This window comes from Paenibacillus konkukensis, assembly GCF_023523925.1.
Classification (GTDB): domain Bacteria; phylum Bacillota; class Bacilli; order Paenibacillales; family NBRC-103111; genus Paenibacillus_S; species Paenibacillus_S doosanensis.
This window is the reverse complement of the sequence record NZ_CP027059.1, coordinates 3,292,167-3,310,000: the sequence shown is the minus strand read 5'-3', so window position 1 is coordinate 3,310,000 and position 17,834 is coordinate 3,292,167. Positions and strand designations below refer to the sequence as shown.

The following is a 17,834-nucleotide window of genomic DNA, read 5'->3' as shown; positions in this document are numbered from 1 at the left end:
CTTTATCCCGGGAGTCAGACAGTGAGTGCTAAGATCCATTGTCAAGAGGGAAACAGCCCAGACCATCAGCTAAGGTCCCCCAGTGTGTGTTAAGTGGGAAAGGATGTGGAGTTGCGCAGACAACCAGGATGTTGGCTTAGAAGCAGCCACCATTGAAAGAGTGCGTAATAGCTCACTGGTCGAGTGACTCTGCGCCGAAAATGTAACGGGGCTAAACACACCACCGAAGCTATGGATTGTAGATTTTATCTACTCTGGTAGGGGAGCGTTGTGTATAGGTTGAAGGTGTACCGTAAGGAGCGCTGGACAGTACACAAGTGAGAATGCCGGTATGAGTAACGAAAAGATCAGTGAGAATCTGATCCGCCGAAAGCCTAAGGGTTCCTGAGGAAGGCTCGTCCGCTCAGGGTAAGTCGGGACCTAAGGCGAGGCCGAAAGGCGTAGTCGAAGGACAACAGGTTGAAATTCCTGTACCACCGTGAACCGTTATGAGCGATGGGGTGACGCAGAAGGATAGTGACGCGGGCTGATGGATGCCCGTCCAAGCAGAGAGGCTGATGTGTAGGCAAATCCGCACATCATAAGGCTGGTCTGTGATGGGGAGTGAAAATAACAGTAGCGAAGGTCATGAGTTCAGGCTGCCAAGAAAAGCCTCTAGCCAGGGAGAAGGTGCCCGTACCGCAAACCGACACAGGTAGGCGAGCAGAGCATGCTAAGGCGCGCGGAAGAACTCTCGTTAAGGAACTCGGCAAAATGACCCCGTAACTTCGGGAGAAGGGGTGCCTCGGTAGGGTGAATAGCCCGAGGGGGCCGCAGTGAAAAGGCCCAAGCGACTGTTTAGCAAAAACACAGGTCTGTGCGAAGCCGCAAGGCGAAGTATACGGGCTGACGCCTGCCCGGTGCTGGAAGGTTAAGGGGAGTGGTTAGGGGTAACCCGAAGCTATGAACCGAAGCCCCAGTAAACGGCGGCCGTAACTATAACGGTCCTAAGGTAGCGAAATTCCTTGTCAGGTAAATTCTGACCCGCACGAATGGCGTAACGACTTGGGCGCTGTCTCAACGAGAGATCCGGTGAAATTTTAATACCTGTGAAGATGCAGGTTACCCGCGACAAGACGGAAAGACCCCATGGAGCTTTACTGCAGCTTGATATTGGACTTTGGTACGATCTGTACAGGATAGGTGGGAGCCTGAGAAGCATGAGCGCCAGCTTGTGTGGAGGCGACGTTGGGATACCACCCTGATCGTATCGGAGTTCTAACCTGGTACCGTGAACCGGTATGGGGACAGTGTCAGGTGGGCAGTTTGACTGGGGCGGTCGCCTCCTAAAGCGTAACGGAGGCGCCCCAAGGTTCCCTCAGAATGGTTGGAAATCATTCGAAGAGTGCAAAGGCAGAAGGGAGCTTGACTGCGAGACAAACAGGTCGAGCAGGGACGAAAGTCGGGCTTAGTGATCCGGTGGTACCGAATGGAAGGGCCATCGCTCAACGGATAAAAGCTACCCTGGGGATAACAGGCTTATCTCCCCCAAGAGTCCACATCGACGGGGAGGTTTGGCACCTCGATGTCGGCTCATCGCATCCTGGGGCTGAAGTAGGTCCCAAGGGTTGGGCTGTTCGCCCATTAAAGCGGTACGCGAGCTGGGTTCAGAACGTCGTGAGACAGTTCGGTCCCTATCTGTCGTGGGCGTAGGAAATTTGAGAGGAGCTGTCCTTAGTACGAGAGGACCGGGATGGACGTACCGCTGGTGTACCAGTTGTTCCGCCAGGAGCATGGCTGGATAGCTACGTACGGACGGGATAAGCGCTGAAAGCATCTAAGCGTGAAGCCCCCCTCAAGATGAGATTTCCCAGTAAGTAAGACCCCTTGAAGACGACGAGGTAGATAGGTTCGGGGTGGAAGCACGGCAACGTGTGGAGCTGACGAATACTAATCGGTCGAGGGCTTAACCTAGTTCCCAAGAAAGTGAAGAGTAGCTTCGAAGCTGACTCCAAATACTTTCTCGGGGCCCGGAAACAAACCGGGAAGAACAAATAACCATTGCTCACAAACGCGCACGAGTTTCGTATCTAGTTTTCAAGGCGCAAGCCTTGAACAAGTCATACCGTTTGGTGATGATGGCGGAGGGGAACCACGCGTTCCCATCTCGAACACGACCGTTAAGCCCTCCAGCGTCGATGGTACTTGAACCGAAGGGTTCTGGGAGAGTAGAACGTCGCCAAGCGGTACATTCCCTGATAGCTCAGTTGGTAGAGCACTCGACTGTTAATCGAGTTGTCACAGGTTCGAGTCCTGTTCGGGGAGCCATATGGAGAGGTGTCCGAGTTGGCCGAAGGAGCACGATTGGAAATCGTGTAGGCGTCACAAGCGTCTCGAGGGTTCGAATCCCTCTCTCTCCGTAGCAGTAAGGCCCGTTGGTCAAGGGGTTAAGACACCTCCCTTTCACGGAGGTAACAGGGGTTCGAATCCCCTACGGGTCACCATTTATGTTATAATGGTTATATGGAGGCTTAGCTCAGCTGGGAGAGCATCTGCCTTACAAGCAGAGGGTCGGGGGTTCGATCCCCTCAGCCTCCACCATATAAACTTCAACGACGCGGGGTGGAGCAGCCCGGTAGCTCGTCGGGCTCATAACCCGAAGGCCGCAGGTTCAAATCCTGCCCCCGCAACCAATTTATCTTTTATAGTGTGGAGCCGTGGTGTAGAGGCCTAACATGCCTGCCTGTCACGCAGGAGACCGCGGGTTCGAATCCCGTCGGCTCCGCCATTTAAGTCAGAAGCGAATGTATAGTAAGGCTCGGTAGCTCAGTCGGTAGAGCAGAGGACTGAAAATCCTCGTGTCGGCGGTTCGATTCCGTCCCGAGCCACCATGTACTACACAATGTGTTACGCCGTTGTAGCTCAATTGGTAGAGCAACTGACTTGTAATCAGTAGGTTGGGGGTTCAAGTCCTCTCGACGGCACCATTGATTACAACATAATATGGAGGCTTAGCGAAGTGGCCAAACGCAGCAGACTGTAAATCTGTTCTCTGACGAGTTCGGTGGTTCGAATCCATCAGCCTCCACCATATTATAGGGGCATAGTTTAAAGGTAGAACAAAGGTCTCCAAAACCTTTGGTGTGGGTTCGATTCCTGCTGCCCCTGCCAATTTTTTTATTATAGCTGTGGCGGTCGTGGCGAAGGGGTTAACGCACCGGATTGTGGCTCCGGCATTCGTGGGTTCAAGTCCCATCGATCGCCCCATGTTTATATTGGGGATTAGCCAAGCGGTAAGGCAACGGACTTTGACTCCGTCATGCCTAGGTTCGAATCCTAGATCCCCAGTTTATTTTATGCGGAAGTGGCTCAGCGGTAGAGCATCGCCTTGCCAAGGCGAGGGTCGCGGGTTCGATTCCCGTCTTCCGCTCCATATGTTACCTGGCGCCATAGCCAAGTGGTAAGGCAGAGCTCTGCAAAAGCTTTACCCCCAGTTCGAGTCTGGGTGGCGCCTCCATTTTTTTACGCCGGAGTGGCGGAATCGGCAGACGCACAGGACTTAAAATCCTGCGGTAGGTGACTACCGTACCAGTTCAAGTCTGGTCTTCGGCACCAAGTAAAACTTCATAATTATGTGCCCTTAGCTCAGCTGGATAGAGCGTTTGACTACGAATCAAAAGGTCAGGAGTTCGAATCTCTTAGGGCACGCCATACTTGCCGGTGTGGCGGAATTGGCAGACGCGCGCGACTCAAAATCGTGAGGGAAACCGTGGGGGTTCGAGTCCCTTCACCGGCATACAAAAAAGCATGAATCTTTAAGATTCATGCTTTTTTGTATTTTATACGAAAATCCCCAGTCGATCTTAAATCCGCTATGTGTCCGAAATACTCACTTTTCCGGCTGGCAATTGTATTCAAACCCGCTGGAGTCGTAATGTATGATAGTTTTATGAAAGCGTTTCCTCGAACTTATACTAGGGTCTGCCGATCATCGATAACAAAGTGAAATCAGTTAAGAAATCGATATATTGGGGAACGCAATTCACAGGATGAGCCTCTATAATGAGTTCAAATGCCGTTTATACATTGGAGGTCATTATGAGAGGTGCTCAAGCAGCAGCTGCATCCGTCGGGCAGGGTCTAAAAAAAGCGCGGATCGCAGCCCATCTTCCGTTTTATGTCATGATTTTGCCGGGATTGGTTTATTTCCTGATCTTTAAGTATGTGCCCATGCTTGGATTACTTATTTCGTTTCAGCGCTATGATCCGTTTTCCGGCATGTGGAGCAGTCCATGGGTCGGTATGGATAATTTCAACAGGTTATTTACCGAACCGGATTTTCCGTTACTGCTTACAAATACATTTGCTTTCGCTTGTTTGGATATCCTGTTTTTTTTCCCGGCTCCTATCATCCTCGCTTTGCTATTGAACGAATCCAGACTGAAAACGATTCGGAACACCGTACAGACCATCATGTACGGACCGCATTTTATTTCCTGGGTCGTTATCGTGTCCATGACGATGACTCTGTTCTCTTCACAAGACGGAATTATCAATCAATGGCTGGTGTCGGCCGGCTTCGGTAAAATCGAGCTGTTTACGAAATCGGAGTGGCTGCGTCCGATGTGGCTGCTGCAAAATATGTGGCAGGGTGCGGGATGGGGATCGATTTTATATTTGGCCACGATGGCCTCCATCGATCCGTCGTTGTATGAGGCGGCCAAGGTGGACGGTGCGGGGCGGTTTCGGCAAATATGGCATATTACGCTGCCGGGCATTCGCTATGTCGTTATCGTGCTGTTCATTTTAAGACTGGGTCATTTTATGGATATCGGGTTCGAGCATATTTTCTTGCTGCAAAATCCGCTCAATGTGGGCGTATCCGACGTATTCGATACGTATGTGTATCGTACCGGCATACTTCAGCGGGATTACAGCTACTCGGCGGTCGTCGGCATGTTTAAATCGATTGTCGGTCTTACGCTGGTGCTGACTGCCAACAAGCTGGCGCGCAAATTCGGCGAGGAAGGGGTGATCTAGCGGATGAAAGCGGGACAGTCTTTTAAGGATAATGTCTTCAATACTTGCGTGACCGTCATCCTCATCGGTTTGGCGGCGACCGTCGTCTTCCCGTTGCTGTTTACTTTGTCCAGTTCTTTTGCGTCGAGCAAGGAGCTGCTGCTGAAAGGCGTTGTTCTATGGCCTGAGGAATGGACGCTGGAAGCATACAGGTTTTTGCTGGACAACGCCCAATTTACGCGCGCTTTCTATAATGCTATTTACATTACCGCAGTAGGAACGCTCATCAATATGGCGCTGTCGACGCTTATGGCTTACGGGCTTTCTCATCCGGGGGTAAAGGGCAGGGCGGCCGTCAATGTCATCGTGCTGTTCTCAATGCTATTTCAGGGCGGAATGATTCCAACTTACCTGGTGATCCATGGGCTCGGACTGATCAATTCGTATTGGTCCATATGGCTTGCGGGAGCGATCGCTCCCTTTAACCTGATTGTGATGCGCAGCTATTTTCAGACTTTGCCCGTCGAAATCAAAGAGTCGGCCCGGATCGACGGCTGCGGGGAATTTAAAATATTATGGCGGATCATCCTTCCGGTTTCGCTGCCGGTGCTAATCACTTTTACGTTATTTTATACGGTGGCTAATTGGAATACTTACTTTCAAGCGATTTTGTATTTGAATGATGCCAATTTATATCCGCTCCAGGTGTTTCTTCGCCAAATCCTGATCGTGAACTCCTCCGAGCTGGGGCTCGTTGTTACGGATACCGGGTACAGCTATACCCCCGCCGTACCGCATGCAGCTATTCTGCTGACGGCCTTGCCTCTGCTTATGGTGTATCCGTTCATGCAAAAATATTTCAGCAAAGGCATGATGATGGGTTCGGTCAAGGGATAGCTTAGCACCCTGCGCGGTATTGGGGGGATTACAGTGTATCATGTGCTTGTCGTGGAAGACGAACTGCTGATTAGGGATGCGCTTGTGGAAATGGTGCATCAGCTGGACGGATTCAAGGTTACGGGGGAGGCCGCAAGCTGTGAAGAAGGCTGGCGCCTGATGCAGGAGCTATGGCCGACGGTGGTCATCACCGATATTCAGCTGCCGGATCAGGATGGTCTGGAGCTGATTCACCGGATTCGCAATCAGCGGCTGCCGGTGGTGACTATCATTATCAGCGGGCATGACCGATTCTCTTATGCGCAAAATGCGATCCGGCTGCATGTATCCGAATATTTACTGAAGCCCATCTCGGAGGTCGAGCTTCACTCCGCGCTGTCTCGTTCTGTCGGCAGGCTGGAAACGTGCATAGAGCCGAATCAAATATTGCGCGACATTCAGCGGTTCATCGACCGGTTGCATGAATTCGAGCCGATCGGGCTGTTTGAACAGACCGACCGGATATTGCATGCGATTCTGGGCGGACGTTCGCTGGATCAGGGCTCCCAAACCAGTTATCTTCGCATTTTTATGGGGAAGCTCACGGAATATATCAAGATCATTCATCCGGAATTTCAGGATGCCTCACTTCCGGAGGATTTGAACGAACAGCGGGTGCGGCACGTATTTCACGATCTGCTGCACGAATGGACGCTTCGTTACCCCCAGTTTGCCGGGAACAATATGAGATTGGTCATCAAACGCGCCTGCGAGTATATGGGGGCGCATATGCAGGACGAATTGACGCTGAAACAAATGGCGGATTACTCCAATTTGAGTCCTTCGTATTTCGGAGTGCTGTTCAAACAATATACAGGCAAAAGCTTTGTGAACTATTTGAATTATATCCGCATTGAAAAAGCGATGGAGCTCCTTCGGACTTCGGATAAAAAGGTATATGAAATCGCCGAGGATGTCGGTTTCGCCACGCTGCCCTATTTCAATCGCGTATTCAAGCATGTCGCGCTGGTGACTCCTAACGAGTACCGCAAAGGGTTAGGCCTATGAATGCGGGAAGCTGGTTCAGCCGCCGCTCGATCAAAGTCAAGCTGATTGTTATCCTGCTGGCGGCGGCGCTGTCCTCCATATTGCTGACGGGCGCGCTGTCGCAATATTTCTATATGAAAGCGGCCAAAAACGATTTTTACCAGTTTGCCGACGATGCTTCGTATCGCCTCAACCGGCAAATCGAATTGTATTTTCAACAAATGAAAATATCCGTATCTACCCTGATAGCCGGCCCGCTGCCGGAGCGCAACGATTTCACCCGAAACAGGGGCAAAGCGGGAATTATTCAGAACTGGCTTGTCAGCGGAGGGGCGGTCACGCCGACTTATCCTGCGGACATTGAGGATGTATTGAACAACTATGTCGCTCTGAACTATAGCGAAGTAGACAGTCTGTTTCTGATGTCTCTCGACGGAAGGGCCATATCCAATATTCAGCGCTTTGACGAAATTTCCAAATCGTATATGAAGGAGCCGTGGTACGGACTGGAGATGATGAGCGACTTGAAGCTGCTTCCGACTCACAGATCCCAGGTGACAGGTAAAAACGTCATCTCCATGCTAGTTCCTGTCTATTCGACGGAAACGATGAAGCTGGCGGGAAGGCTTGTCATGAATCTGAAAATCAGCGAGCTGGAAAAAACTATCGTCCGTTCCTCATTCGCTAAGAAGGGGTATTTTTTCATTGTATCCAAGGAGGGGACCATTGTGTATCATCCCGACTCGGCCATGATCGGCCAATCGCTTCAATCGACCTCCTTGGCCGGGCTTAAGTTCGATACCGCATCCTCCGTTCAGCCTGTACAAGGCCAGGAGATGCTGGTCGCCTACAATACCTCCGAGCTTACCGGATGGAAAGTGGTAGCGATGGTTCCGTTCGAAGTGATGGCCAGCGGGGTTACCGTAGCGCGCAATGCGATGATCGTGGCTATGCTCGGGCTCGCCGCCATGGTTCTGATCGTTGTGCCGGTCATTGCGCAAAGGTTTACAAGTCCGCTGCGCAAGCTGAAGCAGCTTATGGAACATGTAGAGAAAGGGAATTTGGATATGCGGGCGGAGGTTGTTCCGGGTAAAGACGAAATTCAGCTGCTAAGCCGCAGTTACAATCGCATGACCAGGCAACTGCACGAGTATATAGAAACCATTGGCAGCATGAAGGTGAATGAGATGCAAATGCTGCTTAGACAGAAGGAAGCGATGATTCAAGCTCTGCAAAATCAAATCAATCCGCATCTGCTGTATAACACATTGGAAATTATTAATAGCTTGGCCTACATCGAAAAAAACGAGCGCATTCAGGTGATCGCCAAAAATTTGGGGGATTATTACCGGTATACGGCCTCCATCGTCGAGCCTGTCGTTTCTCTGAGAGAAGAGATCAGTCAGGTCAAGAAATACTTGGAAATCGTCAAGATTCGCTTTCCCAGACATTTTCAAAGCCGTTTTTATGTTCACGAGAAATATTTGGACGTTCTCATTGTGAAATGCTCTTTGCAACCGATTATCGAAAATACGGTCAAATACGCGGTGGAGCCAAGCGGAGGCCATGGCACGGTCATCGTCAGCGCCTACAATGAAGCTCAAGACCTGATCATTGAAATCGCCGATAACGGCAAAGGCATTTCGGACGGCAAGCTGGCGCAGCTGCAGCAGCGGCTCAATATCATCACGATGCAGGACAATAAGACGCTGATCCGAAGCGAATCGCTCGGCATTGTGAACGTTCATGCCCGGCTGGTTTTGCAGTATGGTTCGAAGTACGGGCTCACGATTACCTCATTCGAGAACAGAGGGACGGTCGTGTCCATCAGAATCCCTTTTCTGACAGAACGGCCCGCAAATAAGTGATAAGGAGCGGAAAATGATGGTTAACGTACAAAATGCACGGCTTACTATCGGCAGAGATATTGCGGATCATTGCATTCATCCGTATATTTTCGGACATTTTATCGAGGATATCGATGATCATATGCCCGCGATGCTGGCGTATCCTCTAACAAATATGGATTTCGAAGAGGAGGATCATAATTTGGACGGCGTGTCCGGGCCTTGGTATCCGCTCAATTTCGGAAAGCATACGCAGTATGCCTTGGAGCCCCCGGCCCGATTTCATTCCGGCCATAGCCAGAAAATCAGGATATTCAATAAAGACCGCTGCGCGTCGGGAATCGGACAGCGGATGCAAGTCGACGGGAGTATTCCTTATGCCGTCAGGATGTATGTAAGAGCGACACGCGAATTAAACGCGGTGCACCTGAAGCTGGTCGACCGCGCGAACGGCGACATGCTGGGGGAACTGGAGCTTGAGGTAAACTCCCATAGCTGGAAGGAAGTTACCGGCCGGATAACGGCTTCCCGTTCCTGCGCTGCGGCCGAGCTGCAGGTGTGGGCCGTCCCTCTTCCGCCGGCCGCATGGGCCGATTCGACTTCGACCGGCGTGATCTGGTTCGATCATATTTCCCTTCTCCCCGAAGGGCAGACCGGACTGCTGAAGCGGGAAGTGTTCGAAATGGCCAAGGCGCTGAACGGCGGTATTCTGCGGCTGGGCGGAAACTATATCAGCTTGTATCACTGGGAGGAGTTTGTCGGCCCTGTGTATTTGCGTCCCAATTATGTCAACGAAGCTTGGGAGCAGGCAGGACAGGTGCATAAATATTTCGGCACCGACGAGTTCGTGGACTTATGCCGGCAGCTTGCCGCCGAACCGCAAATTTGCGTAAATATGGGTACCGGCACGGCAGAAGAAGCGGCCAGATGGGTCGAGTACTGCAACGGAGACGCGAGCACCCCTATGGGAGCGCTCAGGGCGAGCCACGGGCATCCGGAGCCTTATCGGGTCAAATATTGGGAAGTGGGCAACGAGATGTACGGACCATGGCAGGCGGGCGTCTGCTCCGCGGAGACGTACGCGCAGCAATTCCTCACATTCGCGGCAGCGATGAAGGCCAAAGATCCGTCCATTGTGCTGCTCGGCTGCGGGACGGCGCGAGATTCGCTGGTTCCCGGCTGGAACCGCATCGTATTGGAAACAGCCGGTCATGCTATGGACTTCATTACGCTGCATATTTACCAAGGACAAAATTTTTTCCCTATCGATGCGGCAACGCCGGGAAGCGACCGGTTCAAAGCGATCGCCGCCTTCTCGGAAACGGCAAGATATTTGTTCGAAGAAATCGAATCGATCATTCAAGGCAGGGAAGATTTACGGCATCTGAAAATCGCGGTGACGGAATGGAACACGATGTATTTTCCAAATCCCGATATGCCGAACAATCATACGCTGGAGGCGGCCGTGGCGAATGCGTGCATGCTGAATGAAATGATTCGACAAAGTCATCTTGTGCAAATAGCCAACTTTTCCGATCTGGTTAACGGGTGGGTCGGCGGCTGCATTCGGGTAGGGGATCATTACGAGCGTATGAAAAAGCCCGGCTGGAGCGGAAAAAACGACGTCATATTCGGAACGGCCACCTATCACTTGCTGCGCTTATACGCGAACCGTAATCTTCATCGTGTCGTGCAAACCCGGACGCAGTCCGGTACGTTTCATGCCGGTCCCTGCAAGCTGCCGATGGAGTGCGACAGTCTGCCGAATGTGGACACGGTTGCCTGCATCTCCGAAACGGGCGATCTCTTGACGGTTTTTGTCGTCAACCGGACGCTGGAGCCTACGGAGCTCGTCTGCGATCTGGGCGCATGGAAGCCGAAGGAAGAGGTACTTCTGCATACTCTGACGGGAGAACATTATGAGCGGTACAATACGGTATTCGAACCTTCCCTAATTACGGCCGAAGCGCAGCGCGTGCGAATAGACGGGTCTGTCTGGACCTATGAGCTGAGGCCTCATTCCGTGTACGTCTTGGAAGTGCCGCTCCAACAATCATCCTGAAATCGGATAATATTTCGAGGGATTGTGTAACGAAATAGCGATGGATTCCGCGCATACTGGAAGAAGCGGGGGCTAGAGGGGAAGACGGTGTTGACCGTGTGTTGACCGCGCTCCCCCATCCAAGTCGCAGCTTGGCTGACATCATGTCTAACCGGCATGGCGAGTGTTCCCTGGAATAAAAAAGCAGGAGGGCGGTCATGGGCTTGCATACAACCGTTCGCACCGGATCGGCGGAGCCGAGTTCGTGGTATGTGGACAAGCGGATATTTGGGAAGTTTTTTGAAATGAACGGGCGGGATACGTATCCCGGCATTATCGAGGATTGTATCGCCAACGGCTCGTTCGAGAACTGGTTTTCCAAAAGAAAAAAGGACGGCACCAACTTGCCGTGGATGATGCGGACCGAGATCATGTACAGAGATACGCCGCTGACGCCGGGGCTGGCCTATCCATGGGAGCCTGCAGGCAGCACGGACGGCGCTTTCGAGCAGCGTGACGGAGGGGTTCACGGCAAGCAGGGGCAGAAGCGGTTTCAGCGGGTCAAGATCGGCGAAGGAACGGGCAGGCAAGGGATTATGCAGCGCATTACGCTGGCCGATGAAAGAACGCTGGAATATTGTCTGCGATTTTATGCCAGAGCCTCAGGAGCGGTTACCCGCCTATATACGGCGATCGAGGATAAGGCGGGCGCTACATTTGCCGAGAGCAGCATCGTCTTGGGCGAGCAGTGGAAGCGCTATGAAGTCAAGCTGACATTGCCAAGGGCAACCGAGTTCCGCTATAAAGATTCTCCCTTCGGCGAATATAGACTGAGCTTGACGGCGGATGCGGATGGGCCGGGCTGGTTTGATCTGGATTGGGTTATGCTGGCGTCCGGCGATGCGGTAGAGGAAATCTACAACCCGACGACGATTGAGCTGCTCAAGCAGTATCGCGTCACCACCCTTCGATGGGGCGGCAATTACGCGAACGAGTACAATTGGAAAGACGGCATCGGCCCGTGGGAGCAGCGTTGCGTCCGGGACAATCAGAACTGGGGCGGGCTTGAGCCCAACTATTTCGGCACGAACGAGTTTCTTAGGTTTTGCCGGATCGTCGGGGCCGAGCCGCTTCTGAATGTAGGCTTCAGCTACGACCTGCCGCCGGAGCTGGCCGCGGACTGGGTGGAGTATGTTAACGGAGACGAGACGACGCCGATGGGCCGTTTGCGGGCGGAGCACGGTTATCCGGAGCCTTGGGGAGTCAAGCTGTGGCAGGTGGGCAATGAGAGCTACGGCGATTATCAATTCGGCTACACGAATTCGATCGATTTTTCCAGGAGGATTCAAACGTACTACTCCATGATGAAGCAGGTCGATCCCGGCATTACGATCATTATGGCCGGCGCGGACCCGATGTATGTGGACTATTCGGAAATTCCGGGAGAGCCGCCTATATGGAACCGGCGCATGTTTGAAACGGCCGGACCGGATTATATCGACGGACTCGATATTCATCAATATACGAGAGGGATTCGGGACGAGGGGCTGCGAAGAGACTGGCTTGCCGCCAATCAAGCCGATCCCGTGTTTTACAATCAGGTGCTTGTATCTTATCCGACGCAATATGAGGCGAATATTATCGAGCTGAAGGAGCTGGCCGAACGGTACGGCTTCAACCCGCTCATTCTCGAAATAGGGGAATGGAATCTCGAGCCGGAAACGGAGAGCGGCTGGCCCAAAGCGGAATATGAGACGATGGCTCACGCCTGCTATGTGTCTTCTATGCTCAATGCCTTTATTCGTCAAGGCGATGCCGTGAAATATGCCTATCAGAGGGATAACACGCTGTATTACCGGGCTTATCCGGTGGATATGCGGCCCGTGAACCCCGGGAACGACACCTCTCGTTTGTACGCGGAGCCTTTTCTGAGAGAGGATACGCGGTGGCGGCATTTGCCTCTTGATGCGGAAGGCTCGGCCTTTGCGATGCCGCAAACCTGGGTGCGTATCCGGCCGATGGACGATGTGCCTCATGTCGATGCGGCAGCCGTCATATCGGAGCGGGGAGATGAAATCATTCTGTTTTTGGCCAATCGCGACCTGCGGGATGCGCATACGGTCCGTTTGCAGGGGGATTGGGACGGAGAACAGGCGGAGGCTTTGCTGCTGCTGCAATACAGCGATTCGCCTTTTTTAATCCATGCGCAGTGGGATCGAAGAACCGGCTATCACTTAAACGAATCGGCTCTGGAGATAACGTCTGCCGGTTATGCTGAATTCGTCATGCCGGCGGGTTCGGTCGCAAGATTGCATATGCGTTTAGAAGCGCGGCGAAAAAAGAGCGGAGGGGCCATTTGAATCTGGAAAAGCGTTAGCTTTCGCCTTTGAAAATGGATTTTCTCCATAGAAAAAAGCAATAACCATTCAAGGAATCTGGGAACAAGAGCGATCGGAAGATGCTCTCGCATGCGCATACGGCGTTTTTCGCCACATTTTTAAAGAAGGGAATGGATGTCCATTATGAAAAAAAGCTGCTGCATTAGCATGGCCGTACTGCTCGCGGTCAGCAGCCTCACGGCCTGCTCGACAAGCGGAAGTCCTTCGTCGCAAGCCGGGGGAGCCGGAGCGAAGGCCGACGCCGGCGCTGAACAAGAAACGATGAACATCTCGCTGATGGTTCCGCAATATGCGGAAATCGGGCCATCGAGCGATTCGGCGCTTGTGAAGAAACTGAACGAGAAACTGAATATCAAGCTGGATATCCAATGGGTTCCCGGTGCCAGCTACAATGACAAGATCAGCGTGCTTGCCGCGTCGAACAGCTTACCCGACGTGTATCGGATCGCAACCCAGGATTATATGCAGTGGCGCGATAAAGGCGTCTTCCTGGATGTCAAGCCGCTGCTGGGCCAATATCCGAATTTAACCAAGCATCTTCCCGAGGAAGCGTGGATGGAGCTGAATCCGAAAGATGCCTACTACGGCATCCCGTATTACGGTATTCCGCATCTGTTCTCGATGTCCATACGCAAAGATTGGCTGGACAAGCTGAATTTGAAGATGCCCGAGACGATCGACGACTTTTATCAGGTCGCCAAAGCCTTTGCGACGGAGGACCCGGACGGCAACGGCAAGGCGGACACGACAGGCTTCTCGATTCTCGTTAATTCGAACGGCACCTTCGGCAATGCCGCCTATTTGCAGGGGGCGTTCGGTTTGGGGAACGATTGGGCTTTGAAGGACGGTAAGCTTGTGGCGATGCAGGCTCAGAAGGAGGAGCTGAAAGCGTTCATCGGGTTTCTGCGCAAAGCTTACGCGGAAGGGGTTCTGGACAAAAACTTCCTCGTCATGAAGTCGGCGGACGCCCGCAACAAGCTGTGGAACGGCCAGTCGGGAATTCAGCTGGTCAATCCCAACGAGGTGATCCGCCTCGACATTCCGAATATGAAGAAAAATGCGCCGGGGGCCCAGCTCGTCCAGCTGCCTCCGCCGGCGGGTCCGAACGGGATCAGAGCTACGCAAACCGACGGAATGGGGCAAAACAAGGTCGTCATTAACAAAAATATCGACCCGAAGAAGCAGGAACGCATCCTCAAGCTGCTTGATTATATGCTTTCCGACGAAGGGTACGATCTCATCAAGGAAGGCGTGGAAGGCGTCGACTATCAAAAGAAGGCGGACGGCGGCTTTGAGAAGCTGGAGACGAAGGAAACGGGAAGCTTGTTCTCGATCAACTTTTTCCGCCGCGCCGACAAAGGAATTCAGCTTCATAAGTATCATGACCAGGAGTACGTCAAGCAAGTGGAGCAGTGGCTCAATAACAACGACAAGTACGACTGGCCGAACTACGGGCTGGGCCTCGAGGCGGAGACCGCCGCTTACAAGAAGCTGAACCTGACGACCTTAAATACAAAATGGATGTCCTCCATGGTGCGGGTTATTGCCGGGGACGCTCCTATCGAAGAAGTGGATAAAGCTGCGGACGAGTGGCTCAAAAACGGCGGCGAGCAGTTAACCAAAGAAGTGAATGAAATTTATCAGCAGCGTAAATAAGCTTGCGCTTGTCCGTTTCTGAAGGACGGATGCAATTTGCACGGATACCTTTGCTCATGGAGAGGAGATATGACATGAAGAACATTTGCAGGTCTCATATCTTTATTTTGTGCATGCTAGTATTGTCATTGTCTTGTGCCTTGCCGTTTCCGGCGCTAGCGGCTAACCCTTCAGCCACCATCGACATTGATACCGGATCGGTTATAAACTATAATCCCGATTTCAGGGGACTCAATAACGAGCCGGAGCGTACTCCCATCAAAATGAACGCCGCGGATTTCATTGACTCGGCGATCGACTACGGGCGTATCGGTTTTATGAGATGGCCGGGAGGCACCCCGACGAACAGCTTTGCCTGGAAGCTGGGGGCAACGGATGCCGAATTTAACGGACAGACGCAGAAGGAGCCTCGCCGTTATTACAACCAGCTATACTCCAGACGCTATCAGATGGCCAAGGGGGGCGAGCGCATCTCCGACTACGTGGAATTTTTGCAAAAGACAGGGGCCAAGGCTGTGATCATGGTCAATGTGCTGCAGTATAATCCGGAGCAGGCGCGCGATCTGGCCAAGTATTTGAACGATAACCACGTTCCTGTCCTCTACTTCGAGCTCGGGAATGAGATTTCGTTCTACGTGCCGGAAAGCGGCAATCAGCAGGCGGCGTTCAAAACCGGCACGGACTATCTGGACCGCGCCAAAACGTTTAACGATGTGATCAAAAGCGCGTATCCCGGCGCCAAAACGGTAATCTCCATGAGCAATACGCAGGCGCAAAGCTTCGATGAAGACGTTTATCAATATCCCGACAAATATTGGGACGCCATCACAACCCATCGATTTCGCGGCAACGGTTCTACGCCCGCTGCGGCTATGACCGACGCCAACGGGTATTTGGATGATTGGAATTCGCTCATTGCCGATAACTATACTTCTCATCTGACCAACCCCAAAATCTTTATAGGCGAGCACGGCGTTACGCTGGGGGGACTTCTCGATAATACCCAGTACGGAGGCATTTATGTCAGCGAGTCCGTTCTCCGTCTGGTCACCAATCCGAACATCGCCTATTTGGCCGGTTATCGCATGACGAACGGCGTGTTCACGCCTTCTGTCGACTACAGCATGCCGCTGGAGGACGCTTATCAGGACGGCGCGACGATCGATACGGCGGGCTTGGACATGGCTCCTTACTACAGCACGCCGGCCGCCTCGCTGAAGGTCATCGACGGAGCCATTAACCAGGGGACGACCGCCTGGGGAACGACGGTAACGGGCGGCGATACGGTGACCAAGACGGGCGGTACGATGCCTGCGCTCTTCGCCCAGGCGTTCAAGGGCGATAACGGCAAAAACTACGCGGTCATTACGAACAAATCGGCGAACGCGCATGATGTCGTTATTCGGCTCGACGGAAGCAATGTAACGGCGGCAATGACCAAAACGTATACGACCAGCGCGGACCCGCTGACGACTAATAGTCCGGATATCCCGGACGCCGTTGCCGTTCAAACGGAGCCGACGGCCAATCCCGTGCTCGTTCCGCCTTACAGCGTCGTTCGCGTAGAGTGGACGCGCAGCAGCCAACCGGCAGTTCCGAGGCCGACGCATCTGATGAATACCGAAGCGGGAAATCAAACGGTCACCCTCAAATGGCAGCCGAGCTTGAATGCCGCTGGATATAAAGTCAAATACGGCACCGCTTCCGGCAACTATACGCATACCATCGATGCGGGCAACGCGTTAACGGCGAGCATCGCCGGACTTGCTAACAATGCAACGTATTATTTCGCGGTGACTGCTTACAATGCTGCGGGCGAAAGCGCGCTTTCCAATGAGACGAATGCGACGTTAGCGAGCCCTGCGGCTCCGATGTCAAGGCGGGCTTATGCGGAGACAGCGGGCAATATCGCCGTAGAATGGCAAAGCGTCGCAGGAGCAACCGGCTACAAGGTCAAGTACGGGACCGCCTCGGGTTCTTATACGAGCACCGTCGATGCGGGCAATAATGTGGGTCGGCTGATTACGGGCTTAACGCCGGGGACCGCATATTATTTTGCGGTTACCGCCTATAACGGCAGAGGAGAAAGCGCGGCATCTTCCGAGATGACGGCGACGGCTGCCGGCATACTCCCGCTGGCGCCGTACGACGCAAGGATAACGGGCGAGAGCTCGACGTCCATCTCCATGAGCTGGACTCCGGCGCGCGCCGAGACGTATCACGAATATTTCGAGGACGGGGAAGCCAACCAGTGGACGCAAAATAAAGGAACGTGGTCCGTGGTCACTGACAACGGACGAGATGCTAATTTATACCAGTCACCGCAGGAAGGAACGGGTCTAACTATATTCAGCAGCAGCGCAACCGGAAATTATGAAGGCGAAGCGATGGCGGAGCAAGTTGCCGCAGCCTCCGGAAAAGCTGCCTATGCCTACGGGGTCGTTGCCAGATATGTCGACGATAACAATTATTACAAATTTGTTTACAACATTAACGAAGACAGGTTTAAAATCGTGAAGGTCCAAAACGGCGCGGAGACGGTGCTGGCCGGCAAAACGCGAGCCCAAGTATTGGCGGACGTCAAAGCCAAATCGGTGGACTTGTCGAAGCTGCTTATGTATATACGCGTCGAAGGAAACACGATTGAATGCTCGCTGAATCAGTTGGGCCCGATTCTGAAGGTGACGGATAATACGTTCCCCAGCGGCAAATTCGGGCTGTATTCGCTGAATGTGAAGACGAACTACAATTGGACGCGCATTTACCGAAACAATGCGGTCAGCTATACCGTGTACCGCAGCACCAGGACGCACACGGACTTTACCGTACTGCAAAGCGGAATTACCGGGACTTCGTATACGGACAATAGCGCGGCAGCCGGCACGACCTACTACTACCGGGTGACATCGCAAAATGCCAACGGTTCCAGTTATCATCATTCGAATACGTTAAGAAAAAATTGAGCATCGC

At 52.8% G+C, this 17,834-nt stretch carries 8 protein-coding genes, 17 tRNA genes and 2 rRNA genes (1 of these 27 only partly in view); all 27 read left to right on the top strand.

The features are described 5' to 3' along the window. Positions 1-1,953, top strand: a 23S ribosomal RNA gene (locus tag SK3146_RS14190); it begins 968 nt to the left of the window's first position. A gap of 154 nt (positions 1,954-2,107) precedes the next feature. Continuing rightward, positions 2,108-2,224: ribosomal RNA gene (gene rrf / locus SK3146_RS14185) — 5S ribosomal RNA — on the top strand. 7 nt (positions 2,225-2,231) lie between these two features. Next, positions 2,232-2,307, top strand: a tRNA-Asn gene (locus tag SK3146_RS14180). 3 nt (positions 2,308-2,310) lie between these two features. Then, positions 2,311-2,399 (top strand) — tRNA-Ser (locus SK3146_RS14175). A gap of 9 nt (positions 2,400-2,408) precedes the next feature. Continuing rightward, positions 2,409-2,483 (top strand) — tRNA-Glu (locus SK3146_RS14170). 21 nt (positions 2,484-2,504) lie between these two features. After that, positions 2,505-2,580, top strand: a tRNA-Val gene (locus tag SK3146_RS14165). Positions 2,581-2,595: 15 nt separating this feature from the next. Then, positions 2,596-2,672 (top strand) — tRNA-Met (locus SK3146_RS14160). An 18-nt stretch (positions 2,673-2,690) separates the two neighbouring features. Beyond that, positions 2,691-2,767: transfer RNA gene (locus SK3146_RS14155), tRNA-Asp, on the top strand. 27 nt (positions 2,768-2,794) lie between these two features. After that, positions 2,795-2,870: transfer RNA gene (locus tag SK3146_RS14150), tRNA-Phe, on the top strand. 20 nt (positions 2,871-2,890) lie between these two features. Further along, positions 2,891-2,966: transfer RNA gene (locus tag SK3146_RS14145), tRNA-Thr, on the top strand. Positions 2,967-2,984: 18 nt separating this feature from the next. Continuing rightward, positions 2,985-3,070 (top strand) — tRNA-Tyr (locus SK3146_RS14140). Between the two features lie 6 nt (positions 3,071-3,076). Then, a tRNA-Trp gene (locus SK3146_RS14135) sits at positions 3,077-3,150 on the top strand. A 20-nt stretch (positions 3,151-3,170) separates the two neighbouring features. Next, a tRNA-His gene (locus SK3146_RS14130) sits at positions 3,171-3,246 on the top strand. Between the two features lie 9 nt (positions 3,247-3,255). After that, positions 3,256-3,327, top strand: a tRNA-Gln gene (locus SK3146_RS14125). A 10-nt stretch (positions 3,328-3,337) separates the two neighbouring features. Next, positions 3,338-3,412: transfer RNA gene (locus SK3146_RS14120), tRNA-Gly, on the top strand. Between the two features lie 10 nt (positions 3,413-3,422). Continuing rightward, positions 3,423-3,496 (top strand) — tRNA-Cys (locus tag SK3146_RS14115). A gap of 9 nt (positions 3,497-3,505) precedes the next feature. Continuing rightward, positions 3,506-3,594 (top strand) — tRNA-Leu (locus SK3146_RS14110). A gap of 19 nt (positions 3,595-3,613) precedes the next feature. Further along, positions 3,614-3,690 (top strand) — tRNA-Arg (locus SK3146_RS14105). A gap of 5 nt (positions 3,691-3,695) precedes the next feature. Then, positions 3,696-3,775, top strand: a tRNA-Leu gene (locus SK3146_RS14100). A gap of 302 nt (positions 3,776-4,077) precedes the next feature. Further along, positions 4,078-5,019: an ABC transporter permease gene (locus SK3146_RS14095; RefSeq protein ID WP_249865639.1), complete on the top strand. Its 942-nt coding sequence runs from the start codon at positions 4,078-4,080 to the stop codon at positions 5,017-5,019. Positions 5,020-5,022: 3 nt separating this feature from the next. Further along, the gene (locus tag SK3146_RS14090; protein ID WP_249865638.1) at positions 5,023-5,895 is read left to right on the top strand and encodes a carbohydrate ABC transporter permease; all 873 of its coding nucleotides are present in this window, start codon (positions 5,023-5,025) and stop codon (positions 5,893-5,895) included. A gap of 33 nt (positions 5,896-5,928) precedes the next feature. Further along, complete coding sequence (locus SK3146_RS14085; RefSeq protein ID WP_249865637.1) at positions 5,929-6,942, top strand: response regulator; 1,014 nt, start codon at positions 5,929-5,931, stop codon at positions 6,940-6,942. Beyond that, positions 6,939-8,789, top strand: a complete 1,851-nt coding sequence (locus tag SK3146_RS14080) for a sensor histidine kinase (protein ID WP_249865636.1) — start codon at positions 6,939-6,941, stop codon at positions 8,787-8,789. The genes SK3146_RS14085 and SK3146_RS14080 overlap by 4 nt, the downstream gene beginning before the upstream one ends. A gap of 13 nt (positions 8,790-8,802) precedes the next feature. Then, positions 8,803-10,830, top strand: a complete 2,028-nt coding sequence (locus SK3146_RS14075; RefSeq protein ID WP_249865635.1) for an alpha-L-arabinofuranosidase C-terminal domain-containing protein — start codon at positions 8,803-8,805, stop codon at positions 10,828-10,830. 197 nt (positions 10,831-11,027) lie between these two features. Next, a complete protein-coding gene (locus SK3146_RS14070) occupies positions 11,028-13,169 on the top strand; it encodes a hypothetical protein (RefSeq protein WP_249865634.1) in 2,142 nt (713 codons plus the stop codon). 153 nt (positions 13,170-13,322) lie between these two features. Next, positions 13,323-14,864, top strand: a complete 1,542-nt coding sequence (locus SK3146_RS14065) for an extracellular solute-binding protein (protein ID WP_249865633.1) — start codon at positions 13,323-13,325, stop codon at positions 14,862-14,864. A gap of 113 nt (positions 14,865-14,977) precedes the next feature. Then, positions 14,978-17,827, top strand: a complete 2,850-nt coding sequence (locus SK3146_RS14060; RefSeq protein ID WP_249865632.1) for a fibronectin type III domain-containing protein — start codon at positions 14,978-14,980, stop codon at positions 17,825-17,827. Positions 17,828-17,834 lie beyond the last annotated feature (7 nt).